Source organism: Halovalidus salilacus, assembly GCF_031852275.1.
Classification (GTDB): Archaea; Halobacteriota; Halobacteria; order Halobacteriales; family Natrialbaceae; genus Halovalidus; species Halovalidus salilacus.
Map to the genome: position 1 here is coordinate 3,215,613 of NZ_CP134700.1, position 25,478 is coordinate 3,241,090.

Consider the following 25,478-nt stretch of genomic DNA (forward strand, 5'->3'; position numbering starts at 1 on the left):
CTCGTTGCGTCTATCTGACGACGACGACGGGGGCCGGCGATCGTCTGACGACCTTCTCCGCCACGCTCCCGAGAAGGATTCGCGATACGCCCTCTCGCCCGTGGCTGCCGATAACCACGGTGTCGAACCCCTCGTCCTCGATTCGCTCGACGATCACCCTATCCGGTTTACCGGTCTCGACGTCGGTCTCGAGTTCGCGGTCGCGCTCGTCCGCGATCGCCGGCGCACCCTCGAGTACCTCCGCTCCGCGTTCGCGGCCCCGGTCGAGATCGAGATCGCCCGCTTCCCCGAAGGCGGTCCAGTAATCCTCGGGGATCGGCACGACGTACAGGGCCGTAACCGTCGCCTCTGAAAACATTTCGAAGGCGTACTCGAGCGCTTCTTTCGCGGGGACCGAGCCGTCGTACGGCACGAGAATCCGCTCGCTCATACTGGAACGGACTACGGGAGCGGTTAAAGCGTTACCCCACCTGGGAGGTCGCGGAATGCGCGACTGGACAGCGCCTTCTCCCCTTGACGGAACATGAACGGGACAGTCGACGCGGCAATCGAACGAAGTTTTTGTGCGTTCGTGCGATCTCGTCGCTGGTGGGAGGTCTTCCTCGACCGCGTCATCGAGTGCGTCGTTCACAATTTGGAACGATGTCGCGCTGTTTCGCACATTAAGTAATACTCTCCACAATTCTGTGAGGAACGAACTGCTGAATACAGAAGATCGTTTCAGTACGGCTGCGTCGTTTCTTCCCGTCAAAATCGGAGGTCTATCTGGTCACTACACGTGCGTATCTCACGGAAGAGTGTCCAAAGAGTGTGGCTATTGGCGCCGTTCGAGGCTGGTCGAGTTGTGGCCAATATTGTGGACCTTTACCACAAAAGCCTAATGAGATAGCGGCACCGATGTGTGATATGGAGCAGGGGGAACTCACCATCTATCGTCGTTGCACACCTGTAGTTGATGCCCGGTACGGCCCCGAGAGTAGTCGATCCCCGGCGGAAGTTACCGTCGATACCCTGGCAGAAGCAGCCGGGGTTGACCCACTCGAACTGCCCCCACTGTACGAATTCGTTGACCTTGACGCACTCGACAGCCTGTTCGGCGAGCACGACGGGACAACGGATGCTGATGCTGTTCTCAGTTTTCGAATCGAGAACTGGAACGTGTTCGTTCGTGCCGATGGACGCATCCGAATTTGCGATAGCACCCAACCCACCGACCCGGAACCGGTCTTCGAATCTTTCCGGTCCTGATTCGCCTCCTTCAATTCTCCACCTTCGGTAGCTGTGACAGTCCGCTAGTGACGCCCAAGTGCTGAAGATTCTCTCTATCAAGCGCGCGAATGGAGCACTGGTGGAGAGTCAATCATATCGACACGACGGCGCTCGACGAACAGGCCGACGAGATCCACCAGCGGATGCAACGGGTCGCATAGCAGTACCAGCAGATGACCGAGGAGGGGGACGATCGACAACAGCGGGTACCGACCGGAATGTTCCAGTCAATAACCCCGACCTCAAGGGTCGGGGCTTGTCAGTGGACTCCCGTTCTGCCGCGCTCAGGCGGAGGCGTTGAACTCGCCGTTCACGTTCAACGTCCCTGACTTCAGGGCTGATTGACACGCAGCCCATCCACCGCGAGACTTCTGCCCGCGATGGATATACCCGCAGTACCGCACCGCGACGTTCTTCGCCGCATTGTAATCCGCATTCACCTCATACCCACACGTCTGACACTCGAATTGTTTGTCGTCGCGGTTGTCCTCGTGGGTAAATCCACAGTGCGAACATCGCTGCGACGTGTACGCTGGACTCACGAAATCCACGAACAATTCGCGGTCTTCGACCTTGTACTCCGCAAGTTCCACGAACGTGGCGTAGGCCCATTGCTGGAACTTCGACCCGTTCGCAATGGTCTCGCGGATATGCGTTAGGTTCTCGAAGATGATACCATCGACCCCAATGCGCTCGGCTTCTTCGAGTAACTCGTTCACCCGGTTGTGGAGCCAGCCCAACGACCAATTGCTGAAGCGCCTGCCGATTGATTTAATGGTCAAGTGCGCCGAGCGCGTGCCTGTCTGTTGCAGGCAACCTCGGCGCTTCTCGTACTCGTTGCGTTTGTGGGTGAAGTAATCTGCGCTACCGATGAATTTCCCGGTGCTGGTGACGGCGAACGCGCCAGTCACGTTCAGGTCAACACCGAGAACCACTCCGTTCTCGGTACCTTCACCACGTGACGTGGCTCCTTGACGTTCCGTTCCGTCAACCTCGTAATCCGGGTTTTTCAATGTGACGTGCAGGTAGAACTCGTCTGCACCCTCGTCGTACTGAAGCGTGGCATAAGATGCGTCCCACTCGTCGCTCTCGTAGTACCGACCAAACGGCGTCTCGTCACGTTCGTCTTCGGGCGGCAACACGTAGTCGGCTTTCACTCTACCGTTAACCGTGGAGAGCGTAGCGTGGTCAGCGTTGAACGTTGCACTCCGCTTATCGTACACGACGCTCCACGATTCGAACACGGGCTGACTCGTCTTCGTACCATCTTTCAACTTCTCGACGCCTGCATCGACGGCCTCGATGGCGCGTCGAATCGCTTTCTGAACGAGGTTGGCCGTGAGGTCGTGGTCTTCTTTGAGGTCGTCGTAGAGTGCTTTCTCGGCTTTGGCTTTCGACGTGATGCAGTAGTCGTCGTATCGCCACGCCCAGTCACTCGTCTGGTTGGCGCAGTCGAGGAACTGGTCTTTGGTGTGGTGGAGGTCGGCTTCGCGGTCGCTGGACATATCGAGGTTGATGGGTACCGTGCGGCGCGGAGCGTCGTCCACCATCTACTTCACATTTAGAGGTGTTGTCTAATAAAGGGTTGTGTTTCGTGGGGGAGTCGGGTTGTCTTTGTTGCGTGGGTTGATTCCCAAGTGTCGGCTTCCTCCCCGAGGTCAAGCCTCGGGGCATCCGTCTCGACCGCCTGTGAAAACACGATCACTGAACTTGCGGAGTGTTTGAAGGTGATCGGACCAGCCCAACCCCAGCGCGAACAGTTCGGTGTCTGGACGGTAACCGGTCGGGAAGCTGTAGCGGCTCGTATCGACGAGTTCATCGCCGACGCGGACGATCAAATCGTCTACATGGCCGTCGACGAACTACTCACCGACGAGCATCTCGACCAGCTTCGGGCCGCCGAAGACCGTGGGGTAGACCTCTATATCGCAGGGATTTCGGACGACGTTCGAGGGCAAATTCAGGAAACAGTCCCGTCAGCCGAACTGTTCGAAACCTTGTGGGAATGGCGGGATACGCCCGCCGGGAGCCTGTTGATCACCGACGAAGAGACGGTACTCGTCAGTTCTCTCGTAAATGGTTCCGGCGGCACGAATGAGATCGAAGAAACGGCAATCTGGGGCGCAGGCGATAGAAATAGCCTCGTCGTCGTTCTCCGGGCGATCTTTACGTGGCGACTCGGCGGAGAGCGAGCAGGGTGAACGTCGACGACATTCACCCAGAAAATCACAGTACGCTTATAGGGTTCGTGGGCATAGACCGACCATGTGTGAGGACACCCGAGTGAGCGACGGGCGTGGGTCTGAGTCGATTAGTATCCACTTCCGAAGTACGTACGATTGGTCGGCTATCCCACCGAGCATCGCCACATCCGCCGCTCTCGAAACCGTCACGGGTGTCGATCCAACCGAGCTCGAAACCACCTTATACGATCACATCGACCCAGATGCACTCGATGGACTCGTCCGGGATCAAAACTCCGAGCAGGTTACCGTCTCGTTTACTATCGACCACTATCGGATCCTGTTCGACGGTGACGAGTTGGCCGTCCGTTCGCACGACCGATAACCGCCTATCGATAGCGATAGAGGGCAGGTTCTGTCGGACCGTTCAGTGATGCCAAGCGGAGGATGATGTAGACTCCAAACCGACCGACACCCCGTTACCTGCTTCAGCTGGACCGAGCGCTCACCACCTCCGCAAATCGGACCCGTTCCCGGGTGACATTCGTACTGTGTCGTTCTTACGGCTACTGGAACATCTCCCGGGTCCGGCAGAATCTGTGTTGACTACGAGCCCTTCCTTCCAGCCCACGAAGGAGTAAAGTCAGTCCGCCTCGGGATGGCGAACCCGAGTCCTCCAGGAAGGAGTACGTGATGAGCGCACTGTTACGGACTGGTGCCCTCAGCCGAACGGCCTCATCGGGCAGTTATCACATATACCCCTGGCCAACAAACCCGCTTAACGGTTTGGGTTCGTCCACCGAGCGACGTATTGAATATCCAACTAGTACGTCGGGACACACATATACTCCGAACTAAATATTCTCAGGGTAGCCAACTATCATTATGAGTCGGCCTTCTCGAACCGGTATGTATCGTCCACCGGTAGTGCGACCGGCCAATAGCATTGTTAACGCAAAACACTGGGGTGTCCCATAGAGGGTCATAAACCGGTGCGGATAAATGCGTAGATGAACTGTTTTTTCACATGGGTTTTGGAAGCTACGACGAATCCGAGCAACAGCAACAAGACGTCGGCGGTGAAGATGATGATGACGCTGCTGTAAACGTACACGAACACGAGTACGAAGGCGACGTGACGGTCGAAACAGGTGGTTCGACCGATGATCTTCTCGGACAACTCCAGGAGATTAAGGAAAATAAAGAAGAGTAACAAAACCGCAAATCAGCCCGATGATGCCGTTAGGCCGAGGGTCGTTGGAAGAAATACCCGACGAGTACGAAGCCGTCAGCCAGAGGCCCTCAGCCAACCCGATACGGCTTCAGTACACCGTGGGCATCTTTACTGGTTTTCAGCCTCGTGACGATCCGAACGCTCCGAGAAGGCATCTCTCAGCCCCGAGTTGTTGTCCTATTGAAACAGTAACCCCAAGACCCGCGACTGAACGCCTTCTCACGCGAGCTGTATGATGTTTCCGTTCGATGTGATGTGAACGTCGCGCTCAACAACGTACCCCTGATTGGCTGCGAGGTCAACGTAGCCGGAGAATCCTTTCAGATCCTGGTGGGCAGGGATGACGTGCTGGGGCTGGAGTGCGTCGAGCATCTCGTAGTGACCCTCTTGACAGAGGTGGCCGGAGACGTGGATGTCGGTGTAGACGCGAGCGCCCTGCATGCCCAGCAGCTTCTCGGCTTGATAGCGCTGGCCCTCGTTGGTCGGTTCCGGGATGACGCGGGCGGAGAAGACGACCTTATCGCCATCGTCGAGTTCGTACGGTGTTTCCCCCCGGGCCATGCGAGTCAACATAGCGCGCGGCTCGCCCTGGTGGCCAGTCACGACGGGGAGGAAATTCCCCTTCCCGTCGTTCATGATTCGTTCGAACGTCTGATCGATAGCGCGACGATAGCCGACCGTCTGCACATCCGACGGGAAGTCGATACCGACCTGTTGTGCAGTTCCCGAGTAGTGATTCATCGATCGCCCGAGCAGGATCGGTTGACGGCCGATTTCGCGTGCGAACTCGATAAGCGATTTCACTCGAGCAATGTGACTCGAAAACGTCGTAGCGACGATACCGCCGGTGTAATCTTCCATACTGTAGAGCGTATCGCGAAGGTGCTCTCGGGCGACGTTTTCGGAGGGCGTTCGGCCCTGCTTGTTCGCGTTGGTACAGTCTTCGATGTAACAGAGGACGCCGTTGCCCTCGCGCCCGATCTCACGGAAGCGCTTCATGTCGATCGGCTCCCCGATGACGGGCGTGTGATCCATGCGCTTGTCCAGCCCGTAGACGATGGCACCTTCGGGCGTGTGGAGAACGGGGTTGATCGCCTGGACGATCGAGTGGGTAACGTTGACGAATTCGAGTTCGAGTCCGTGGTCGCCGATTTGCATCGTCTCGCCGGCGTCCATCTTAATCAAGTCGTTCTCGAAGCCAAACTTCTGTTCGTCCTCGACTTCCCCTCTGACCAGTTCGAGCGTGAACGGCGTGGCAACGACCGGTGCATCGTACCGGTGCGCCAGCTTGCTGATCGCACCGATGTGGTCGAGGTGGCCGTGGGTTGGCACGATCGCCCGCACTTCCCCATCGAGATCGCTCATCACCCGATCGTCTGGGATGGCGTCCATGTCGATAAGATCGAGGCTGTGCATCCCTTCAGTCTGGATGTTATCGTGGATGAGCACCTTCGACAGGTTCAGTCCCATGTCGAAGATCACGATGTCGTTGCCCGCACGGACGGCAGTCATTTGCCGGCCGACTTCCTCGTAGCCGCCTATCGTTGCGATTTCAATTTCCATGGCTAGGACCGATCATAGCAGTCCAAAAACGCAGCCACGTAGCCAGAACGGCCACGACAGAGGGGGACGCAAACGTTCGCGGGCGTGAGTACGCACGTCGATTACGTCCTTGACGTTCCCAAATCGAACGCTCCGTCCCAGCTGCGTCAAGGACAGCGCCTCTTTCGGTTAGATGAACATCGACGCTCCGTACGTAAGTACCCCTGGGTTCCGATGGAGCAACGCCTCCGATGCCATCGAACTCGGATCTCGACCAGGTTCGTCATCGAGTCCGACGAATTGCTCGACATCAACAGCGAGGCCCATCTCTTCGACAACCTCGCGTTCGCAGGCGGTTCGAGCGGTTTCACCCCGTTCGACGAGTCCGCCGGGTAATACCCACTGTCCCGCGTACGGCTCGTGATCGCGTTGCATGAGAACTACCTGACCGTCTACGAGAACGACGCCATCGGTTGCCAGCGTCCGTAGTTGTTTGGGATCCATGTCCGGTAGTATGAGTGCGATCCCCATCATATCGAGAGTTCAGCGGTCGAATCGCCGTGTCGGCTTTGGTGAAACCCGTAATCAGTGATTTGTTCCAAGGGCTGTGTTGAATATATCGTGCGAATGCCGCACGAGGTTGTGATCGACCTACGAAAGTAGTGATTGCTCAATACAGGTGAAGCACATAGCGAGTGCACCTCTCGACGGGTTCTGGCAGATCGTCATACTTCGCCGTCCCGGATGACCATCACTTTGACCCGATTGACGCCGTCAAAGTCGCGGAGTCGATAGGTAAGGGTACGTACCTGCTCGGTGGGTCCCCGACAAAACAGTGATTCGAGGCACCACTCCCCTTGATGCGTATGACTCGTGTTGAGGATTACGTCTTGATACTCGTGTTGGACTGCGTGGAGTTCCCGTATCACCTCGTGGTGGCGATAATCGAATGCGACGAGCGCGACGATTTCTCCGCTCGTCTCTTCGAGGCGGGAGTGAGACTCGATGTACTCCAGCATCGCTTCTCGGACCGCTCGGGACCTGTTTTCGAGATCCTGCTCTTGCCAGACGCGGTCGAACTCTTCGACGACGTCGTCTGGAATATTGAAACTCGTTCGCATAGGTACTGGCTCGTCGGGCTTCTACAAGAGGGTCTCGTATGACGATATACCTATTTCGGTATTAACAACCGTTATTCACGTCGGTAGCTGAGTCTCGATCAGGATGTTACACGGCGAAGCGCTCGGTCTCTACCTCGGGGCAGTTGCGCTCGGTGCCGTTCACGGCATCGAACCGGGTCATGGGTGGCCCGTTGCCGCCTCGTACGCGCTCGACCAGACGAACAAGTGGGTGTACGGGTTCGCGGCGAGTCTCATCATCGGCGTCGGCCACCTTATTAGCAGTATTGCGATGGTGGGGGTGTTCTTCTACGCGAAGGACTACTTCAACCTCACGCAGGTCAACGAGCCGATGACGATACTCGGTGGTATCCAAATCGGCGGACCGGTCAGTCTTGTTGCCGGTGTCCTGCTCGTCGTGCTAGGAATTCGTGAATACTTCCACGGGCATTCTCACAGCAGTTATGGTGATGACGGCCACTCCGACCATCACAGCCACCACCACCACGATCTGGAGGAGCATCCAAATCACTCTCACGAGCAGGGCCATTCACACAACAATGGGCTGATCACTCGTTTGAAAGGGTTCGTTCCCTTCGTCGGTGGGCACTCTCACTCACATGATGCCCCCGAAGCAACCGCTGACCGCGGTCTCCTCGGAATCGCATGGTTCGCGTTCGTACTCGGATTCGCCCACGAAGAGGAATTCGAGATCATTGCGCTCTGCGCCGGGTCAAACCACTGCCTCGAACTGATGAGTGCGTACGCCCTCACCGTCATCGTGGGGATCGTTGGTTTGACGATGCTGTTGGTTGCAGGCTACCAGCACTCCGAGGAGAAAGTCGAGCAATACACGCCGTACCTCCCGGCGTTTTCCGCAGCTGTCCTCATCATCATGGGATTTGGTTTCATCATCGGAGTCTTCTGACTCGCCTATTCAACTCGCACACCTACTTAGCGGTTAGTTCGGTGCAATGAGACGAAATTAACGAAGCCTCCGTGAGAGATGCACCCGCTGAGTTTATCACACCACTCCTGATAGAAGTCGAGTAATTCGAACAATCCGTACTGAACTCACAGCGCGAATGTGGTATGAGACTAGGCCCGCTTTGCGAAGTTGAAGATCGTTCAGTACAGGTAGTGATTCAGTCACTTATGTCGGACACACCCACACAAAGCTTATTCTTATCAAAACAGCAAAATTAACCATGAACCGTCGTAGATTTCTGGGGGTAACCGCCGGAACAGCCGGACTCGCTGGACTTGCGGGCTGTTCAGGAGTATTGAGGCAGGATATGTATGAGCCAAAAGGGTCATCGTTCGTCTCGATTGACGATATTGATGATGGATTTTCAGGAACGCTGCGCGTTGTTCCGTCCTGTCGTGATGAGGCGGTTGACATACCTATCACCAACGGCGAGCCACAAGGCTCAATCTCATATACTAGACAAGAACGCGGCGAGGAATGCTCATTCGACCTCTACATTGACGATGAGCAGACGGAAACGCTCACAATCAGCGGCACAGAGGAATGTTCAATTCAGATTGATGAAGAGGGAAATATTGACTTTGAATGTATGACTATCTGAGGTCTCCGCCCTTGTATTCAACACGATGCAACGAACCTCACTCGAATCAGATAGAGCGCTCGCTGGTCAATAAGCACGTGTAGTATATGAGTGGTTCACCGGCTTTGGCGTTAAAACGAAATCGTCGTACTGAACTTATCCTCTGAGTCGGTCATACTATTTCTGACAGGGGTCAAGTAGTTCGCGCTCACCCTGCTGAACTCACAGCGCGTATCTCACACTTTTTTCTGCTCATCAATCCCGACTGGCAAGATAAGAGTTAAGAAAACGAGTGAGGGGTGCTACTCAGTGAGAGTGGTGGCCGGGGATTGAGGCGTCGAAGATAGGGTTCCACTCTCTGTAGTCCGAGGCCATTTCCAGGCGAACCAGAGAACTAGTGCAAGAAGAACAACTTCTACAGTAGCACCGTACATCATGTGCATCCAAGTCTCTCCTGCCAAATTAAACAATGAGTAGGGAACATACAACATGGCAATAATGATATTTACCCAGCGATTTACTTTAGCAGGCAGGGCAACAGAAATGAAAATCATTAGTGCCGGAATTGACACTGAGACGAGTGCTACCAAAAGGAATACTTGCGTAATATTAAATTCAAACACGATCCCTGTCTGAATATCTTCTATTTTACCCGGCATATATAAGGCGAAATAATCAACATAAATATAGAGAAACATAAAACTCGCCCACAGCACAGCAAGCTTAAATTTCACATTGATCTTCTCGTCTTGTAACGCTCTCGTCTTGGTATCTGCTGTAGCTTCGGCCATATTTATCTCCAGGTAATACCGGGGCCGCTGTGGGAAAGACGGTTGCCTTCAACGTCGAACGTCAGTTTCCCACCGAACGCGTGGCCTTTCGAACTCAGACGGACGTATACTCAGCCACAAGCCGGTTCGGTACTGAACTTACTCATTCTTGTGAGGGTAGAAAATCTGGTCGGATCACGCCCATACGATAGGTCTGCTGTCCTTGAACCGCTACTGCGTGAGCTATTCGTCCGCCAGCAACGTTTGTTCGATGAGTCCCTCGGTCCCGCGTCGGAGGCGCTGGGAGAGCGCGCTATCACTGATGTCTTCTGTCTCTGCGAGTTCAGCAAGGTTCATTCGTCGCGGCACCTTGAAATAGCCATTTCGGTAGGCCTTCAGCAGCATTTCACGCTGTTCAGCCGATAGGGGGGAATGTTCGTCCGGTATCGTCGGGTTGTATATATGGCGTAACGTCACTGGGATGTCCTCCCTGGTGAGGGCCATGTTGAATGCAGACAGGTCCTCGTGCGCTGTAAAGCGCAGCCGAAAGTCCCAGGTTTCAGTGGTCCCGGTCGCTTCGAGAATTTTCGCACGTGTATCGATAAGTGCCTGGACGAGTCCGTTGATGTCGGGGCTCCAGTGGACTTCGAAGAGCGTCTGGCCATCAGTGGTTGTAAGTTCTGCGACAGTCTCCGTCTGGGAATGGTCACGCAGACAGGTCTTGATCGTCTCTGGATCCTCGCCAGAAATCCAAAACAACGGAATGATGGCTTCCTGGAGGGGGACGATCCGTTCGAGTTCGATCTCGACGTTCGGAACGTTCTCCAGAACGCGGCCTAATGCGAACGTATTCGCCGGAACGGTGATATCGGCGATAACAGTCATAATTTTCTCTGAACAGGCGATGAGCCGAATCGAATGGATACTTCTGGCAGGGCATCAAACTTCGTGGTCGAACGGTAAAATACTGTGGTGGGATCGCCGACGTTCGACCTCGAAGCCTGATCGCCGAACTCAATAATCGGGACCTTCAGTACGACACCACCGTGCAAGTACCCGCCACCGAACAAATGTATCCAGTGTGCTGCATGCATACTCTGGATCTCGCACACGGTTTCTGACCGAACTCTGGTAGTTTACACTATCACCTGTATACAAGGCGTGAATGCACCACCACTACCGCTCAATCCGAGTAGAAAAATGGGGAAGTAGAGGTGTCCAAGGTACCATAATAGTCAGAAAGTGTTTGTCGGAAATTGCCAGTGGGCACGGAGCACACGAATATACAATTTAAAAATATGACTGCTTTGCCGAAGAATAGTATATCCCCTCACGGAGCGTCGTTATAAATGGTGAAGAATATGGCTACAGAGCAACCCACAATACCTGCCCGCGAAGTACAGATCGAAACAGATTCCCGATTACGAACTGGCTCACTCCTGATGGCCCTTGCCGGGGTCGCATTCATCGGCTACGGACTTGTCTTCTTGGCCCTCGCGCTCATTGGGAACGGATTCGAACTCGGGGTCAGTATGCTTGACGGACTCACCCGAAGCGAATTACTCGCAACGAATCCGGAAACGGTGTACTATATCACACACATTCACGTCGCTCTCGCCGGATTCATCATTGCCACCGGCATTGCGGTCACGGCGTTAGCGTGGTACGGCGTTCGTACGGGACAGTTATGGGCATGGGCAAGTGCCATCACAGTTGCAGTCGTTGCGCTGGCGATCGCCCTGCCGATGCACTACACCGGTGGATTCACACACGACTGGATGACACACCTCGCCCCAATCTACCTCGCGACGATTGTGTTTGTAGTTGGTGGAGCACTGGCCTTCCTCAGCATCCGCGCGCTGTCACCTGAAGCAGCGTGAATCAACTCCCTTTTTGATTGCTACTATCTGGAAAATTCAGTCTCTCCGATCTGCACCAGCGCAAATTACTGTATAGAAATTGTGATGGCTGTGATGCTGGTGTGCTGCACCTATCCTCTGTATCTTGCACGCGCTTTCTACCATCTACTGGATAGATGAGTGACGCACGTGAGATCCAGGGCGCACATCTCGCGGAAGAACACTCCGAGAGGGTGGTTCCAGGAAACGTCAACCCTCATCAGAGCCATGTGGGGTATTGTGATTACCTCACACAGTAACCTGATGATGCCCTGGTACCAAGAAACGGTATGGAGCAGGGGGAGCTTACAATCTATCGTCGTTGCACGCCAGTCGTTGATGCCAAGTACGGCCCAGAGAATAACCGGTCGCCCACGGAAGTCATCATCTATGCCCTGGCAGAAGCAGCCGGGGTTGACCCACTCGAACTTCCTCCGCTGTATGAATACGTCGACGGTGACGCCGTCGACAGCCTGTTCGACGAGCACGACGGAGCAAACGATACGAATGCACTCCTCAGTTTTCGAGTCCAGAATTGGAACGTATTTGTCCGTGCCGATGGCCGCGTTCGGGTCTGTGATGGTACCCGACCCACCAATCCGGAACCAGTCTTCGAATCCACCCCAGTCTAATTCGACCCCCTCAGCGCCCTGACTTCGGCAGATGTGGCAGCGCACAGTAACTGCCGCTGTGTTGAACCCATCCTCTGAGTCGGTCACGTCGTTTTTGACAAGAATCGGCTAGTTCGTTCAGTGGTTGTTGAATTCAGGACGCATATCTTGCATAGGGAATTATCAGCAGGATTGGAGTGTGGAGTCAATTACTCAAACGCCTCTTTTACTCTCGGAAAGTTATATCCATACAGCGGAGGAAACCACATCAGTATGAGTGAGAGAAATATTATTGAGGAAATCGAAGCACGGCTTGAGTATATCCCTCGATGGAAGATCATTCTGGGAGTAATTCTTCTGATACCCCCGGTAACCATACTTGGAATGGGATTCCTCATTTACCAACTGTATCAGGGAGGCAAGAGACTCCGAGAAGATGAGACTGGAACCTCATCAGTGGGGGGATCTGAGCCAGACCTCTGAATGCGATTGATGTTCGCCTGTATCGATTACACCGATAGATTCAGCTTCTGTCTCTTGCACTCTTCAGTCTTCGACGGTGAGTTCCTATTCTAACGGACCATCGCTGCTGCATCCATGCTCTGTATCTTACACGCACTTTCTACCAGTTTCTGAATGGGTTGTGCGAGGCGTGCGAAATACACAGCGCGAATGTCGTAGACGAGCGTCCAAATCGGTAGGGAAGCTCTGAAATCGTATCACCAGACAACACTTATAGACGACTCCAGAATCGGTGGCATGAACCGACGCGATCTTCTCTCTAGTACTGGTTTAACGTTAAGCGCGGTTGCAGGCTGTTTGAGCGCCAATGACAATGAATCTGAGAATAATGACGAGTGGATGGGAGTGGGAGTCAATCCAGATGATATAATAGTAGGATTCGATGACAAACAAGTTCTTGATATGCACCTTCTTTTATCAGATGGACGAGGAAGGCCTCATCGTTGCAGGGGTCGTCTGGCTCGATTATGCTTCACAGGATACGATCTCACGTCTGTTGCTGGTTTACATGGCATTCCTTGCTATTCCACTCGGCAACCTCTTCCACGTCGTCGTTTCTGCCACCGAGGTGATGTTCCTCGTCTTCCGCGGTGAACTGGCACTCGCTACGGGCGCGTTCGAATTCGTTCTTCCCGTCCTCCTCGGGAATACGATCGGTGGCGTGTTGCTCGTGACCGTCGTTAACTACTCCCAGGCCGTCGAGCGTAAATACCAGGAACAAAACTACCAGCTCTCGGTTCGGGAAATGGTATTCGGGAAATACGTCGGTGGAGACTACGCCCCACCAACAGGGACGAGTGACGACTAATTCCTTTCGATGGCACCGATAGTTTCGAAGAACACCCTACTAGACTTCGGATTCTGTCTGGGATTCGTCGGCACCTCTTTACCACGAGCGAACAGAATACCGAGGCGGCGTTCGATTGGTAGGTTCTGTTACCTCCATTCTCTGAGGAGGGAATCCCCTGGCCACGACCAAGTAAATGCTCTCGAAAAAGTTGGCAGCCGCTTATTCAATGTGGAATGCGCCAGACGGACGTATCATTCATTGATTGCCCGAATGAGCGATCACCACGTTCGTAGATCGGTCACGATCTCGTGCGACATTCGCGCTCTGTGTGCAGCACGCTCGTCAAAATTCGTCAGCACCAAATAGTTCCAAGAGCGTCAGGTATCCCAGAACTTTCGATCGTTCCGTCGGGCGATTGACCTGATGCGAACGACTCACAGCGGCGGCGACCGCGCACCGAGGGATCAACCGCCTTTCAGCCATGAGGCTGACCGAGTCCGTCTTACCAGTCGAAGACGATCGCCCGATACCTACTCGAGGATCATATAAACTCAACGCCCGACATATTCCGTCGGTTCCCACCTGTGAGGAATCGCCCGGCCCGCTATTCGAGGGGAGTTCATATGCTCGGCTATGAACGAGCGTGCCAGGCTATCCGAGACGGGTGTCTCGCGGCGAGCGGTCCTTCTGGCAGCCGGTGTTTCGACCGCCTCGAGCCTCGCAGGGTGTACGACGGACACTGCGCCGTCGGGTACCGAAACCGAGACGGAGAAGGCGACGACCGTCGCGGACCACTCGTCGCCGGACCTCGAGAAGTGGGTGGACGAGGTACCACGCCCGGGCGTCGCGGAACCAACCGGGACGAAGGACGGCCACCCCTATTACGAGATCCAAATGCGGGAGGTCGAACAGAAACTCCACAGCGACCTTCCGGCGACGACCGTCTGGGGGTACGACGGGCAGTTTCCTGGACCGACGATCGAAGCCGAACGCGGCGAGCCGATTTACGTGCGGTGGCAGAACGACCTTCCGGACGAGCACCTCCTCCCCGTCGACACGACGATCCATAAGGAGATGGTTCCGTACGATATCGACGGCGTTCGAACCGTCACGCACCTCCACGGGGGGAACGTCGAAGCCGCGAGCGACGGCAAAGCGCAGGGGTGGTTCACCCGCGACTTCGCGGAAACAGGGCCGAACTTCGAGCAGAAGGACTACTACTACGTCAACGATCAGCCACCGGCGACGCTGTGGTACCACGACCACGCGGTCGGTATCACGCGGCTGAACGTCTACGCCGGGCTCGCGGGGTTCTATCTGCTTCGAGACGACCGCGAGCGCGACCTCGAGTTGCCCGACGGCGAGTACGAGATCCCCCTCGTCTTCCAGGATCGGAGCGTCAACGAAGACGGCTCGTTGTTCTATCCGTCGGCCGTTTCGGAAGAGCGGGACGGCGACGACTCGTATCCCGAGACGAGTATCGTCCCCGAGTTCTACGGGGACGTATCGGTCGTCAACGGGAAAGCCTGGCCTCGCCTCTCCGTCGAACCCAGGACGTATCGGTTCCGGCTACTGAACGGGGCTAACAGTCGCTATTACAACCTCGAGCTGCGCGAGTACGACGAATCCTCGAGCGAGACCGGCGACGACGGTCCGTCGTTCGTGCAGATCGGGAACGACGGCGGTCTCCTCGCGGAACCCGTCGAAATCGACGGCCGCCTCGAGATGGGGCCGGGCCAGCGCGCGGACGTCGTCGTCGACTTTTCCGACTACGCGGGTGAGACGTTGCTCCTCCACAACGATGCTCCGTCGCTGTACGGCGGCTCACGGGAGAATGGCGAAGAGACGAAGCCACTCCCGGAGATCATGCTCGTCGACGTCGGGGACTCTGGAACCGCCGAAGAGACCGAGGGGGTTCCCACCGAATTAACGGACGTCCCCGAACTCCCCGTTGAGGAAGTCGACAAACACAGACACCTCACGCTGGCCTCGGGGAGCGACGAGTACGGGCGGATGAAACACTACCTCGGCAATCAGGACCAACCGTCGGGATACGCGCTCGACGATCCCGTTACCGAGGAGCCGGAGCTCGGAACGACCGAAATCTGGAGTATCGCCAACAATACCACGATGTCCCACCCGATGCACCTCCACCTCGTCCACTTCCAGGTGCTGGGACGTCAACCGTTGAGCGACTACGACCCGGAGACGGACGGCGTCGATCCGGACTCGCTCGAGCCGCCCAAGCCGTACGAACTGGGCTGGAACGACGTGGTCACCGTCGACCCCGCAGAGGTGGTTCACACCATCGTCCACTTCGGGGAGTACGAGGGTCTGTTCAACGACCAGACGGGCGAGTACATGTGGCACTGCCACATGATCGAGCACGAAGACTACGACATGATGCGCCCGTTCAGAGTGGTTTCGAACGCTGACGACGACGGGGACTAGTCGTCGCCGGGAGCGACACGTCTCGTGTCGGTCGACGCCGGCGTCCAGACACCCCTGGTGAAGTCGATCGCGTCGTTCCACTTCCCCACGACGGTCGTAACCGCGAGGTCGCCGGCCACGTTGTTCATGGTCGCGATGCGACCGAGGATCGGGTCGACGCCTGCGACGAATCCGACCACTGCGAGGGGTAGGCCGACCTGGTTGAGCACGACGGTGAGCATCACGATCCCCGCTCCGGGGACGCCGGCGGTGCCGATGCTGATGAGGACGGCGACGACCAGCACGAGTGCTTGCTCGGCGAGTGCGAGCGGTTGTCCGACCACGTTTGCGGCGAACACGACGGTAATCGCCTGCCTGATGGCAGCGCCGTCCATGTTCGCAGTGGCGCCGACCGGGAGCGCGAACGAGTAGACACGTTCCTTGATTCGGAGGTCTTCTTCGGCATTGCTCATCGTCACCGGGAGCGTCCCACTCGAGGACCGGGTGGCGAAGGCGGTCACCATCGCGTCCTTCGAACCGACGAGGAACGCGAGGGGCGAGACGTCAGCGACCACGCTCATGAGGAGGAAGAGGTAGGTGAACGCGATGTGGACCACGACCGCGATCGCGACGGCGAGCACGAGTTCGCCGAGCGACGAGAAGACGCCGATCCCTTCGGCACCGATTCCAGCAGCCATGAGCGCGAAGACGCCGATCACGCCGTACTCGAGGACGCCACGAACGACGACGAACATCGCCTCGGCGCCGATTTCGAACGCCTCGAATACCGAGTCGACACGGTCCGCGAGGTCGTCCTGGTGGGCACGCACGTACGTGAGCGCGATGCCGAAGACGATCACGAAGAAGACGGTTGCGAGCAGGTCACCCTCCGTCATTGCGGCGACGGGATTGCTCGGAACGATACCGAGAACGACCTCGGTGAGCGAGGGGGGCGCCTGCGACTCGGCTTCACCGCCGGTAAACTCGACGCCACGGCCGGGCTGAAGGACGTTCGCGACGGCGAGCCCGATGATACCCGCGATGGTGGTCGTCACCGCATAGAGGCCGACAGTTGCGCCACCGATTTTGCCGAGACTGGCCGGGGATAGCTGACGGATTCCGGTCAGCAGCGTGAAGACGATGATCGGGATCACCAGCATGTTGAGTAGTCGCAGGAAGAGGTCCCCGAGCGGTTCGACGACGGTCATCCGCTCGCCGAATACGATCCCCGCTGCGGATCCGAGAAGGAACGCGACCATAATCCGATAGATCAACGGTACTGACCGGTACCGCTGCCATAATGAACCAACTTTCGAGTGCATAGGAGAACCCAGGAATCTGGGAGGTAAACAGCTAACTTTGTCGCTCGTATTTGAAACAGTCTATGACAGTGGTCCACCGTTGGAGATAGAGGGGAATCTGCCTTGGAACGAGCGAATTCGGGTATTGGGATAGTTCACGTCCCAAAAGGGGTGGCGTCTTGCGGTCGCAGAAAACGGTCACAATCGCCGATAGATACGCTGCGTTCGTTGCTACCGACACGATCAGATAGTTCCGGCCCCTGAAAGTAAGGAAATACCAGACGAGCGGGCGTCCTGACTAGACAGTGTCGCCGCATAGTATTGATAGTACTTCTCAGTGCACTCTGTAGGATCCCGAGATGGCTGGGGGAGATGGTGTTGTTTCCTATAGGAGATTATACGAATCGGCCGTGACGGGCGAGTTGGTCCTCTCTAGCGTCCACGATGACAGCGCTCGCCCCTGCAGAGCCGGGATTACCGCGACCTTTCAGCCGCGAACGAGTTGTGCCAGTAATCAACAATCCTTATGCGCGCCGAACTAGTCCGCCGAGATAGAATGGGACGTGAAAGCTGGGCGAGTCGGACCGGATTCATACTGGCCGCGGTCGGAAGCGCCGTCGGTCTGGGGAACATCTGGCGGTTCCCGTGGATGACCGCGGAGAACGGCGGAAGCGCCTTCCTGTTACTGTACCTGGTCATCGTCCTTAGCGTCGGGGTACCGGGGTTGCTGGCGACGTTCGTGATCGGGCGGCGGTCGAACCGGAACCCGGTCGGGGCGTTCAAATCGCTCACCGGATCGCGCGTCTGGACGGCGCTGGGCGCGCTCTGTGTCGTCACCTCCATCATCCTGATGTCGTTCTACAGCGTCGTCGGTGGGTGGATCCTCCGGTACTTCCTCGAGAGCGCGACGGGTGCCTATTTCGCGGACCCCGAGGCCCACTTCGCGGCGATCAGCTACGGTGTCGAAGCGTTCGGGTACCAGCTCGCCGTCCTCGCGGTCACGTCCCTGATCGTCGCGGCGGGGATCAGACGCGGCATCGAGGCGACGACGAAGGTGATGATGCCCGGCATCGTCGTGTTACTCGTCGGACTCGCGATCTGGGCGGCCCGACAGCCCGGCGCCGCGCAGGGGTACGAGTTCTACCTCGGATTCGACGGCACCTACCTCGCGGAGAACTTCCTGTCGATACTGGGGTCGGCCGCCGGCCAGGCGCTGTTCACCCTCTCGATCGGCAGCGGAACGATGATCACCTACGCCTCCTACGTCGACGACGACCGCTCGCTGCCCCTCGACGCCTCGGCCATCGCCGCGTTCAATCTCGCCATCGGAATTTTGGCCGGACTCGTGGTGTTTCCGTTGCTGTTCTCGTTCGCGTCGGGACCGACTGAGGGCGGCCCCGGCGCCCTGTTCGTCGGTATCGCTGGCGCGTTCGCGGGCTTGCCCGGCGGCCGACTCCTCGGCGCAGTCTTCTTCCTCGTCGTTTTCCTCGCCGCCCTCACCAGTCTGGTCAGCATGCTCGAGATCCCGGTTTCGATCCTGATCGACGAGTTCGCCCTCGAGCGGTCGACGGCGACGCGGGGGTTATTCGCGCTGGTCGCAGTCACCGGCGGCGTGAACGCGTTCAGCCCTGCGGTGTTTACCCTGTTCGCGGACCAGCTCGTCAATCTCCTCCTGATGCTTGGCCTGACCGGGTTCATGGTGTTCACGGCCTGGGTACTCGGTCCTGCCGCGATCGATGAGTACCTCAAAGGGGCAGGACCGCTCTCGCGTCCACTGGTCGTCCCGTGGCGATACGCGATCGGGACCCTCTTCCCGGCGTTCCTCCTCTTTACGTTCTACGCCGACGTCACGTCCCTGGTCGGCCTCTCAGCGGGAAGAGAGCTGTTGGGAGTCGCGACGCTGCTGACGTTACTGGGGCTCGTGTTCGTGGCCCACCGCTCCGTCTCCGAAAGCCGACCGCAACCGAACGAGAGCGCGGACTGACACCGGGTGCTCCGTACAAGCTGAATTTAGCGCTGACACTCGAATCAGGCGCTTTGTAAGCTCAGAACCTCATCGAACAGCAGGCGTTCGAGGTGGTGGATGTCCCAAACGCAGCGGTGATATGGATACGATTAGGGCGGTTGCGGGTGCGGTCGCTGAGAAACGGTTTGGAGAGGTAGACGAACTGGAAGAACTGGCAACCCAACGTATCAACGTTGGATGAGCCAGGCGAGATCCGTCGACTACTTTTCGGATGTAGTGTGTTTTAATTCGGTCTATCGCGGGCTTGTTTAGACGTTCGAGATCTCTGCGGAGGAACCTTCACTAGTAAGTTCTAGGGTTCTAGCAAGAGTCGCTACTTGTCGAACGTTCTAGGAAATGAAGCGAGAAGGCGAATTTGTGTCCAGCAAACTCGCCCGCTTCACGAGACAAGTTGTCTCGCTCGCTCAAAAAGCCGTCGCTGGAGAGCCGGATCCAGCGTTTCAACCCGGTGAAGGAGGCTACGCAGACTGGGTAATCGTCGCTCTGCATGGTCTTCGGGAGTATCTCGATCATCCGTATCGGCGGTTGCTGGATGTGCTCTACGAGATGCCACGAATCGTCGGAATTCTTGGTCTAGAACCGTCTGAACTGCCCGACTTTTCCACCGTCTGCGCCCGGTATCAGCGACTCAAAATGCCGATCTGGCGCGTCTTACTACGTTTGTCGGCGGAGTTGCACGACTCCGGTGAGATCCAGGCGATCGACGCAACCGGCATGGATCGGATCTCGGCCAGCCAGCACTACGCCAAACGGACGAATTACACGTTTCGCGCGGTCAAGACGACCGTCTTGATCGATTGCGAGACTGGTGTAATTCTCGATATACATTGCTCGATGAAACAACCACACGATTCTCAGATTGGCTGGCAAGTGTTAAAACGAAACCTCGACAAAGTGAGTATTCTCACCGCTGACAAAGGCTACGACTGGTGGCTGCTTCGTCAGAAACTTCGTGCCGAAGGCGTGAAACCGGTGATCAAGCACCGTGAATTTGGCTGGAATGGCGTTGCAGGTAATATCTTGATTGATGATACAACGTACCATCAACGGTCGAACGTCGAATCGACGTTTTTCGCGTTGCGGCGAAAATACGGCGAAATCGTCCGCGCTCGAACGTGGTTCGGTCAGTTCCGCGAACTCGTACTGAAGTGTGCCGTCAGAAACGTCGAACTCGCGCTCGACCGCTCAAAGCCATGAATTCAGGCATCTAAACAAGGCCGTCTATCGCTTATTCTGATGGTAGACTGCCTGTGTCTACTACCATCATCCCGAGAACTCTCGATATTCTCTCGCGTATGTCACTCAAGATAGGGATAAGATAACGACATCCGGGCGAGATGCGATCATTGAGCACTACAATCTCGATGAGGAATGCTTTGTACTGTATACGAACGGCGGAATGAGCGGTACTATCGAAGACATTGACAATAAATTCGAAGACGCACTCGACGAGATGTCGCTGCAGAATCGGACGATTACAGTACGGTTGCTGCAGGTCTTCGAGGAGATCATCGAGGAAAAGGAGCTGAGGAGGAAGCGAAGCTCGAAATTTACAAGCAACTCGAGTTAGGGCAGATTCCCGACGCTCTCGCACGCATCGATTGGACCGGTACCGCCGTCGGTGTCGCGGGGCAGCTTATGTCTACGCTTATTCTGGAACATGCGCTGCCCAACGCGAATCACCGGACGTCGATCAGTATGGCTCAGTGGTACTTGGAAGGTATCGAAACCGGGTTCTCTTTTCCTGACTTTGTGACCGAAGAGTACGACTGGAAGACGTGGGTCAACGAGTACATTACCGAGTCAAAGCGGCTCCTCACGGTTCGGCGGAATACGACGGCGTTCTCGTTGCTCGCTGAGGGGGGGTCTGACACCGTTGTACGAAAGAACGGTATTGATATCGTTCTTGCTGAGTACGATCTTGATTTCCCCCGTTCAGAAGCCTACAATCAGTATGGGAACGTCCATACCGAACTCTGTACGAACTTCCTTAATGAATCTGTTACCCGTGCTGGACACGACGAACTCATTACTACCGAAGGCATTGGCAAAGCAGAATTCGTCTCGTTCCTCGAAAAGGCAGAATAATCGCGTTAGTCTTGGAGGTCTGCGACAATAGGTCCGAGCTCCCGGGCGTGCTCGCTCTCATTTACATCGTACCGCTCTTCTATCGAGCGAAGCCGTTCTTGGAATGTCATCGGTGGGACCTCCTGTCGCGTCTACCCTACATGAAGCGGTTCCTGCATAAGAACCATTTCCCGACCGTTCTGGCGGTGTGCAGATACTGGTACTCGAATGGTGGCTGTGACACACCCTAAGAAGGGTGGTATACGCCACGCTCGCACCGTTCTCGAGACGGCTACACTCACCTGTTAACTCGACGAGGGAAAGAGAGCACGGGGTTTATCAGCGGACAAGGCGAATACCCCGAGGCTTGACCTCGGGGATGAAGCCGACACGCAGGGATACAAACCATTAAGCGAATACATCTCTAATCAAGAGACGGCGATGGAACACAGTCACCGCTACCACGCTTACCCAACACAAGAGGTAGCGGAGCGACTCGAACACCATCTCGACGTTCATCGCCAGCTGTACAACCACGTCCGCTGGGACTACGAACAAGCCCCGAAGGACGACAAACCGTCCGAGTACGATCAGAACAACAAACTCCCCGAGTGGAAGCGCAAATGGCCTGTGTTCGGTGAACTGCACTCGAAAGCCGCGCAAGCTACCGTCGCACGCTTCCATTGGAACCTCTCGAATCTTCGCAAGAAGAAAGAGAAGGGGTACAACGTCGGTCGGCTCAAACGACAATCACCCACCGACTACCGAAGCGTCACGTACAATCAGTCAGGCTTCGACCTCGATAACAAGAGGGGCCGCGACGGATACGCCTACGTGCGCTTCAGCAAAATTGGCTGGGTCAAAATCCGATACCACCGCTCGATTCCTGAGCAAGCCACCATCAAAGAAGTCACGTTCAAGAAGGAGACGACCGGGGAGTGGTACGTCTCGTTCGGCCTCGAAACCGACGACGTAGACCTGCCCGAGAAACGCGACGTGAACTCGCTTGACGCAAGTAACAGCGTTGGGATTGACCTCGGCATCCAGAACTACATCCACACGAGCGATGGGAAGACTGTGGATTGGCTCGACCTCGAAGACGAGTACGAGCGTCTGCGCCGTGAACAACGCAAGTTGTCGCGGAAGGAAGAGGGGTCGAACAACTACGAGAAACAACGCCGGGAAGTGGCGAAGGTGAAGCGTCACATCAAGCGGAAGGTGCTGGACTACCAGCACAAGATTACGACGTGGCTCGTCCGCGAGTACGACGCTGTATTCGTTGAGGACTTGAACGTGAAGGGGATGCTCGAACAGTCGCACAACGCCCGCAACAAGCAGGATGCGGCGTGGCGACAGTTCATCACGCTCCTCGAATACAAAGCCGACCTGTACGGCTGTCACGTCAAGCAGGTCGAAGTACGAGGCACAACCAAAGAGTGTGCATCGTGCGGTGTGGAAACAGCGAAACCCATCTGGGTCAGAGAACACTCCTGTCCGAGTTGTGGGTTCGAGACGGACAGGGATTCGAACGCGGCGATGAACGTCTTGCAGAGAGGCTTTTCTAAGCTAGGGCTGGGATGGCCCGAAGACACGCCCGTGGAGACTGTGACCGCTACGGACACGACTCACTTCGAGTCTGTGTCTGCAAGTCATGTCGTGGACACGGGAAGCCTCGGGGCTTGACCCCGAGGCGATTCACGCGATGGAGTAGCAACAACGGTAGCATGAGTGATCGGGCACAGTCGACCGGCGGGGATTTCTGGGGGGCGACGAGTGACGCCGTGGCGCTCGAGCGGTACCGGACGCTCGTCAACACGGTCGACGATGGCATTTACCAGCTCGACACCGACGGTCGGTTCGTCGCGGTCAACGACGTCATCCTCGAGTACACGGGGTACGACCGCGACGAGCTGCTCGGGGAACACGTCTCGATCGTGCTCGACGACGACGAACTCGAACGAATCGAACGCGAGATCAGTGACCGCCTCACCGGCGGCGAGCGTCGGGGCGACGGTCTCGAGTTTACCGTCCGGACCGCCGACGGGGAGACGATCGTCTGCGAACTACGAATGAGTCTCCTCATCGAGAACGGCGAGTTTCGAGGATCCGTCGGAATCGTTCGCGATATCACGGATCAAAAGCGCACGGAACGGGTGCTCGACGAGCGCGAGCGCCAACTGCAGCGCGAGCGCGACTTGATCGAGCGGATCCTCGAGACGAGTCCGGTCGGGATCCAGGTACTCGATGTCGATGGAGAGATCTCGCGGATGAACGACCGAGCCAGGGAAATACTCGGCGTTCCGGACGATCGGGACACGTACTCTCCCGCCGATCGGAGGGTGTACGACGAAACTGGTCGGCCGCTTTCGATCGACGAACATCCGTTCGCGCGAACGCTCGAATCCGGCAGAAGGTACGGTTCCTCGGCAGCACGGGTTTGGTTCCTCGTTCGCTATTCGAATCTGCTGGGCGACGACGATTGTGAACGAAGCCCAGCGCCGCGGGTTGCGGTCGCTGTGAGGCTACGGGTGTCGAAAAAGCACGGAACGGAAGGTGGGTGCCGTGCACTCCCTGGATGGTAGCGGCCGTCTTCCCTCTAACGGCCGTCTAGTCCACCGACGCGCGTCGGGAAAGGGTTCCGGACGAGTTTCAGCGTGTGAGAGTCGGTACTCCAGGTAGACGGCCTCGAGTCCTAGATTCGCGAACTCGTCGAGAATCGACCCCTGGACCGCAGACGGGATGGTCGCCGTCGACGCCACCGTATCCGCGTGATGCACGGAGCGGTCGAGCCACGAGTCGGGCTTGGGACCGCCGAATCGACGGGCGCACGTGATCCGCGACGGCGTCGGTGACAAGGTCGTCGAGCGGTGACTCACGACCGACGTCGGTCTATCGGAGGTCGTGGTCCGACGTCGATTTCGGGTTCGGGTTCGCCGGGTCGCCGTTCTTCCGTTGGTCGTGAAGGATCGCCGCCGCGTGTACAATCGAGAGCATGAGCGTGTGGGCCCCCGAGCCGCGCTCGCCTGTACACGGCGAACTGCGGTACCCGACGCTCTCACCGGGACCAGAAATAGTCGAGTGCGCCGGCGTACAGGCGTGCAGTCACACCCGCGTGCGGCTGTCCTCGATGAGTCGTGCCGGGCGGACGCGGTCGCTGGGTGAAAGCGAAATCGATCGAAATCCAACTGGTGGGAAAACTCCCCGGTGAACCACCCCTGCCTTTCCATCAGATGCGCATTTTTCAGAATAACCCGCTGACGACGAATCCAGCGCCGAGAAGAACTAATCCGACACCGACAGCCGCCTGTTTGCGAGCCGTCGAGTGCAGCTTTTTACCCGTGTCCTCGAGATCGCCAGTTGCGATAACCAACGGGTGCTCCTCTGTCCCACGGAGCACGGAACCGTCCCCGGTTTCGTCGACTTCGCCACGGACGAGTAGTTCGTCCCTCTCACGGACCAGAGTGGCCTGATATCGGTCAGGTGACATCGTCTTCCAACCGAGGCTGATAGTGAACTCGATATTCCCTAGAATACCGTCATCCCCGATAATTCCCCAGTCCTCTAACCGCTTTGTGATCGGGTCGGGGTCGCCAAGCCTGATATCTTCTCGTGGATCTCCCAGGTAGAGATTCTCCGCCTCGAACGGGTCTTGCTCACCCCGTATTAACCCTGTTTGCTCGTCAGTAAGCGAAGACGTGTCGACACGGACCTGCTCCCAGCCGTCCGTAACGTCAAATTCGCCGACTGTGAGTCCGCTTTCGACCGTTTCCCACTTGGTCTGGTTTCGATCACCTGCGCTTTTGTTCACTTTGCGGCGGATGCGCCACGCCCAGAGTGCGGCCGGTGTTTCAGTATCCAGTTCTTCGGGAGGTACCTTGTCAGGAACAGCGGGTTCTGTTACGTCTACCGGTCCTTCGATTACTGTCTCTGCACTGCCGTCGCGGGTGTTCTTTCGGTCAGTGAGGTCGTTGAGTTTGGTGTACCGGGTGTGCGTACTTCGGGCTTTCACCAAGGCGAGTGCTCCGAGAAGGGTGAACAAACCGGCGAAGACGGCGGTGTTTGAGTCGAGCATCAGTCCTCAACTGGTCCCCCAGTGTTTGGTTGACCGTCTTTGACCAATCCTCGCTTGGCACGTAGTAGAGGGCAAAT

At 56.8% G+C, this 25,478-nt stretch carries 25 protein-coding genes; 15 read left to right on the forward strand and 10 right to left on the reverse strand.

All coding sequences use genetic code 11. The features are described 5' to 3' along the window. Positions 1–10 precede the first annotated feature (10 nt). Positions 11–430 carry a universal stress protein gene (locus RJT68_RS15875; protein WP_407037509.1) on the reverse strand — a complete coding sequence of 140 codons (420 nt, stop codon included), beginning with the start codon at positions 428–430 and terminating at the stop codon, positions 11–13. A 476-nt stretch (positions 431–906) separates the two neighbouring features. Here RJT68_RS15875 and RJT68_RS15880 point away from each other — a divergent pair, with 476 nt between their 5' ends. Then, positions 907–1,248 (forward strand): HalOD1 output domain-containing protein, encoded by a 342-nt coding sequence (locus tag RJT68_RS15880; RefSeq protein WP_407037510.1) that lies wholly within the window; start codon positions 907–909, stop codon positions 1,246–1,248. Positions 1,249–1,553: 305 nt separating this feature from the next. Here RJT68_RS15880 and RJT68_RS15885 read toward each other — a convergent pair whose 3' ends face one another. Beyond that, positions 1,554–2,816 (reverse strand): RNA-guided endonuclease InsQ/TnpB family protein, encoded by a 1,263-nt coding sequence (locus tag RJT68_RS15885; protein ID WP_407040394.1) that lies wholly within the window; start codon positions 2,814–2,816, stop codon positions 1,554–1,556. 180 nt (positions 2,817–2,996) lie between these two features. On the opposite strand from RJT68_RS15885, the gene RJT68_RS15890 reads away from it, so the two are divergent. The 3 genes from RJT68_RS15890 (at position 2,997) to RJT68_RS15900 (ending at position 4,665) form a co-directional block, all read left to right on the forward strand. Next, positions 2,997–3,470 (forward strand): TrmB family transcriptional regulator sugar-binding domain-containing protein, encoded by a 474-nt coding sequence (locus RJT68_RS15890; RefSeq protein WP_407037511.1) that lies wholly within the window; start codon positions 2,997–2,999, stop codon positions 3,468–3,470. Positions 3,471–3,534: 64 nt separating this feature from the next. Continuing rightward, positions 3,535–3,837 carry a HalOD1 output domain-containing protein gene (locus tag RJT68_RS15895; protein ID WP_407037512.1) on the forward strand — a complete coding sequence of 101 codons (303 nt, stop codon included), beginning with the start codon at positions 3,535–3,537 and terminating at the stop codon, positions 3,835–3,837. A gap of 642 nt (positions 3,838–4,479) precedes the next feature. Next, positions 4,480–4,665, forward strand: a complete 186-nt coding sequence (locus tag RJT68_RS15900) for a DUF5786 family protein (protein WP_407037513.1) — start codon at positions 4,480–4,482, stop codon at positions 4,663–4,665. Between the two features lie 240 nt (positions 4,666–4,905). On the opposite strand, the gene RJT68_RS15905 is transcribed toward RJT68_RS15900, so the two are convergent. The 3 genes from RJT68_RS15905 to RJT68_RS15915 all read right to left on the reverse strand — a co-directional run bounded on the left by RJT68_RS15905 (position 4,906) and on the right by RJT68_RS15915 (position 7,349). Further along, entirely contained in the window at positions 4,906–6,249 is a 1,344-nt protein-coding gene (locus tag RJT68_RS15905; protein ID WP_407037514.1) for an RNase J family beta-CASP ribonuclease, read from the reverse strand. 168 nt (positions 6,250–6,417) lie between these two features. After that, entirely contained in the window at positions 6,418–6,759 is a 342-nt protein-coding gene (locus RJT68_RS15910; RefSeq protein ID WP_407037515.1) for an NUDIX hydrolase, read from the reverse strand. Positions 6,760–6,953: 194 nt separating this feature from the next. Further along, positions 6,954–7,349 (reverse strand): CopG family ribbon-helix-helix protein, encoded by a 396-nt coding sequence (locus RJT68_RS15915; RefSeq protein WP_407037516.1) that lies wholly within the window; start codon positions 7,347–7,349, stop codon positions 6,954–6,956. 103 nt (positions 7,350–7,452) lie between these two features. On the opposite strand from RJT68_RS15915, the gene RJT68_RS15920 reads away from it, so the two are divergent. Both RJT68_RS15920 and RJT68_RS15925 read left to right on the forward strand, forming a co-directional pair. Beyond that, positions 7,453–8,274, forward strand: coding sequence for a hypothetical protein (locus tag RJT68_RS15920; protein ID WP_407037517.1), 822 nt, complete (start codon positions 7,453–7,455; stop codon positions 8,272–8,274). A 280-nt stretch (positions 8,275–8,554) separates the two neighbouring features. Continuing rightward, positions 8,555–8,935, forward strand: a complete 381-nt coding sequence (locus tag RJT68_RS15925) for a twin-arginine translocation signal domain-containing protein (protein ID WP_407037518.1) — start codon at positions 8,555–8,557, stop codon at positions 8,933–8,935. 281 nt (positions 8,936–9,216) lie between these two features. Here the strand turns inward: RJT68_RS15925 and RJT68_RS15930 are convergent, their stop codons facing one another. After that, positions 9,217–9,705, reverse strand: a complete 489-nt coding sequence (locus RJT68_RS15930) for a DUF6326 family protein (protein WP_407037519.1) — start codon at positions 9,703–9,705, stop codon at positions 9,217–9,219. A gap of 222 nt (positions 9,706–9,927) precedes the next feature. After that, positions 9,928–10,569, reverse strand: a complete 642-nt coding sequence (locus RJT68_RS15935) for a helix-turn-helix domain-containing protein (protein ID WP_407037520.1) — start codon at positions 10,567–10,569, stop codon at positions 9,928–9,930. 557 nt (positions 10,570–11,126) lie between these two features. On the opposite strand from RJT68_RS15935, the gene RJT68_RS15940 reads away from it, so the two are divergent. Further along, a complete protein-coding gene (locus tag RJT68_RS15940; protein WP_407037521.1) occupies positions 11,127–11,564 on the forward strand; it encodes a hypothetical protein in 438 nt (145 codons plus the stop codon). A 137-nt stretch (positions 11,565–11,701) separates the two neighbouring features. On the opposite strand, the gene RJT68_RS21135 is transcribed toward RJT68_RS15940, so the two are convergent. Beyond that, complete coding sequence (locus RJT68_RS21135; protein WP_455196251.1) at positions 11,702–12,301, reverse strand: hypothetical protein; 600 nt, start codon at positions 12,299–12,301, stop codon at positions 11,702–11,704. A 33-nt stretch (positions 12,302–12,334) separates the two neighbouring features. Here RJT68_RS21135 and RJT68_RS15950 point away from each other — a divergent pair, with 33 nt between their 5' ends. The 3 genes from RJT68_RS15950 to RJT68_RS15960 all read left to right on the forward strand — a co-directional run bounded on the left by RJT68_RS15950 (position 12,335) and on the right by RJT68_RS15960 (position 15,956). Then, positions 12,335–12,676 carry a hypothetical protein gene (locus RJT68_RS15950; protein WP_407037523.1) on the forward strand — a complete coding sequence of 114 codons (342 nt, stop codon included), beginning with the start codon at positions 12,335–12,337 and terminating at the stop codon, positions 12,674–12,676. A gap of 460 nt (positions 12,677–13,136) precedes the next feature. After that, on the forward strand, positions 13,137–13,523 hold the full coding sequence (locus RJT68_RS15955; protein ID WP_407037524.1) for a formate/nitrite transporter family protein: 387 nt from the start codon (positions 13,137–13,139) through the stop codon (positions 13,521–13,523). Positions 13,524–14,138: 615 nt separating this feature from the next. Beyond that, positions 14,139–15,956 carry a multicopper oxidase family protein gene (locus RJT68_RS15960; protein WP_407037525.1) on the forward strand — a complete coding sequence of 606 codons (1,818 nt, stop codon included), beginning with the start codon at positions 14,139–14,141 and terminating at the stop codon, positions 15,954–15,956. On the opposite strand, the gene RJT68_RS15965 is transcribed toward RJT68_RS15960, so the two are convergent. Next, positions 15,953–17,257 (reverse strand): dicarboxylate/amino acid:cation symporter, encoded by a 1,305-nt coding sequence (locus RJT68_RS15965; protein ID WP_407037526.1) that lies wholly within the window; start codon positions 17,255–17,257, stop codon positions 15,953–15,955. The two genes, RJT68_RS15960 and RJT68_RS15965, sit on opposite strands and share 4 nt — an antisense overlap. A gap of 535 nt (positions 17,258–17,792) precedes the next feature. Between RJT68_RS15965 and RJT68_RS15970 the strand changes: the two genes are divergently transcribed. The 5 genes from RJT68_RS15970 (at position 17,793) to RJT68_RS15990 (ending at position 23,911) form a co-directional block, all read left to right on the forward strand. Next, the gene (locus tag RJT68_RS15970) at positions 17,793–19,220 is read left to right on the forward strand and encodes a sodium-dependent transporter (RefSeq protein WP_407037527.1); all 1,428 of its coding nucleotides are present in this window, start codon (positions 17,793–17,795) and stop codon (positions 19,218–19,220) included. 378 nt (positions 19,221–19,598) lie between these two features. Further along, positions 19,599–20,459 (forward strand): IS5 family transposase, encoded by an 861-nt coding sequence (locus RJT68_RS15975; RefSeq protein WP_407037528.1) that lies wholly within the window; start codon positions 19,599–19,601, stop codon positions 20,457–20,459. A 501-nt stretch (positions 20,460–20,960) separates the two neighbouring features. Then, positions 20,961–21,350: a hypothetical protein gene (locus RJT68_RS15980; protein ID WP_407037529.1), complete on the forward strand. Its 390-nt coding sequence runs from the start codon at positions 20,961–20,963 to the stop codon at positions 21,348–21,350. Positions 21,351–21,770: 420 nt separating this feature from the next. Next, positions 21,771–23,012 (forward strand): RNA-guided endonuclease InsQ/TnpB family protein, encoded by a 1,242-nt coding sequence (locus tag RJT68_RS15985; protein ID WP_407037530.1) that lies wholly within the window; start codon positions 21,771–21,773, stop codon positions 23,010–23,012. A gap of 41 nt (positions 23,013–23,053) precedes the next feature. Next, entirely contained in the window at positions 23,054–23,911 is an 858-nt protein-coding gene (locus RJT68_RS15990) for a PAS domain-containing protein (RefSeq protein WP_407037531.1), read from the forward strand. A 659-nt stretch (positions 23,912–24,570) separates the two neighbouring features. Here RJT68_RS15990 and RJT68_RS15995 read toward each other — a convergent pair. Continuing rightward, on the reverse strand, positions 24,571–25,401 hold the full coding sequence (locus RJT68_RS15995) for a hypothetical protein (protein ID WP_407037532.1): 831 nt from the start codon (positions 25,399–25,401) through the stop codon (positions 24,571–24,573). Positions 25,402–25,478 lie beyond the last annotated feature (77 nt).

Excerpts from the sequence above, each read along its gene's own strand:
- RJT68_RS15875 (WP_407037509.1), bottom strand. The coding sequence starts at position 430 with ATGAGCGAGCGGATTCTCGTGCCGTACGACGGCTCGGTCCCCGCGAAA.
- RJT68_RS15880 (WP_407037510.1), top strand. The coding sequence starts at position 907 with ATGGAGCAGGGGGAACTCACCATCTATCGTCGTTGCACACCTGTAGTT.
- RJT68_RS15895 (WP_407037512.1), top strand. The coding sequence starts at position 3,535 with ATGTGTGAGGACACCCGAGTGAGCGACGGGCGTGGGTCTGAGTCGATT.
- RJT68_RS15900 (WP_407037513.1), top strand. The coding sequence starts at position 4,480 with ATGGGTTTTGGAAGCTACGACGAATCCGAGCAACAGCAACAAGACGTC.
- RJT68_RS15905 (WP_407037514.1), bottom strand. The coding sequence starts at position 6,249 with ATGGAAATTGAAATCGCAACGATAGGCGGCTACGAGGAAGTCGGCCGG.
- RJT68_RS15910 (WP_407037515.1), bottom strand. The coding sequence starts at position 6,759 with ATGGGGATCGCACTCATACTACCGGACATGGATCCCAAACAACTACGG.
- RJT68_RS15915 (WP_407037516.1), bottom strand. The coding sequence starts at position 7,349 with ATGCGAACGAGTTTCAATATTCCAGACGACGTCGTCGAAGAGTTCGAC.
- RJT68_RS15920 (WP_407037517.1), top strand. The coding sequence starts at position 7,453 with ATGTTACACGGCGAAGCGCTCGGTCTCTACCTCGGGGCAGTTGCGCTC.
- RJT68_RS15925 (WP_407037518.1), top strand. The coding sequence starts at position 8,555 with ATGAACCGTCGTAGATTTCTGGGGGTAACCGCCGGAACAGCCGGACTC.
- RJT68_RS15930 (WP_407037519.1), bottom strand. The coding sequence starts at position 9,705 with ATGGCCGAAGCTACAGCAGATACCAAGACGAGAGCGTTACAAGACGAG.
- RJT68_RS15935 (WP_407037520.1), bottom strand. The coding sequence starts at position 10,569 with ATGACTGTTATCGCCGATATCACCGTTCCGGCGAATACGTTCGCATTA.
- RJT68_RS15940 (WP_407037521.1), top strand. The coding sequence starts at position 11,127 with ATGGCCCTTGCCGGGGTCGCATTCATCGGCTACGGACTTGTCTTCTTG.
- RJT68_RS15955 (WP_407037524.1), top strand. The coding sequence starts at position 13,137 with ATGGACGAGGAAGGCCTCATCGTTGCAGGGGTCGTCTGGCTCGATTAT.
- RJT68_RS15960 (WP_407037525.1), top strand. The coding sequence starts at position 14,139 with ATGAACGAGCGTGCCAGGCTATCCGAGACGGGTGTCTCGCGGCGAGCG.
- RJT68_RS15965 (WP_407037526.1), bottom strand. The coding sequence starts at position 17,257 with ATGCACTCGAAAGTTGGTTCATTATGGCAGCGGTACCGGTCAGTACCG.
- RJT68_RS15970 (WP_407037527.1), top strand. The coding sequence starts at position 17,793 with ATGGGACGTGAAAGCTGGGCGAGTCGGACCGGATTCATACTGGCCGCG.
- RJT68_RS15975 (WP_407037528.1), top strand. The coding sequence starts at position 19,599 with ATGAAGCGAGAAGGCGAATTTGTGTCCAGCAAACTCGCCCGCTTCACG.
- RJT68_RS15980 (WP_407037529.1), top strand. The coding sequence starts at position 20,961 with ATGGCTCAGTGGTACTTGGAAGGTATCGAAACCGGGTTCTCTTTTCCT.
- RJT68_RS15985 (WP_407037530.1), top strand. The coding sequence starts at position 21,771 with ATGGAACACAGTCACCGCTACCACGCTTACCCAACACAAGAGGTAGCG.
- RJT68_RS15990 (WP_407037531.1), top strand. The coding sequence starts at position 23,054 with ATGAGTGATCGGGCACAGTCGACCGGCGGGGATTTCTGGGGGGCGACG.
- RJT68_RS15995 (WP_407037532.1), bottom strand. The coding sequence starts at position 25,401 with ATGCTCGACTCAAACACCGCCGTCTTCGCCGGTTTGTTCACCCTTCTC.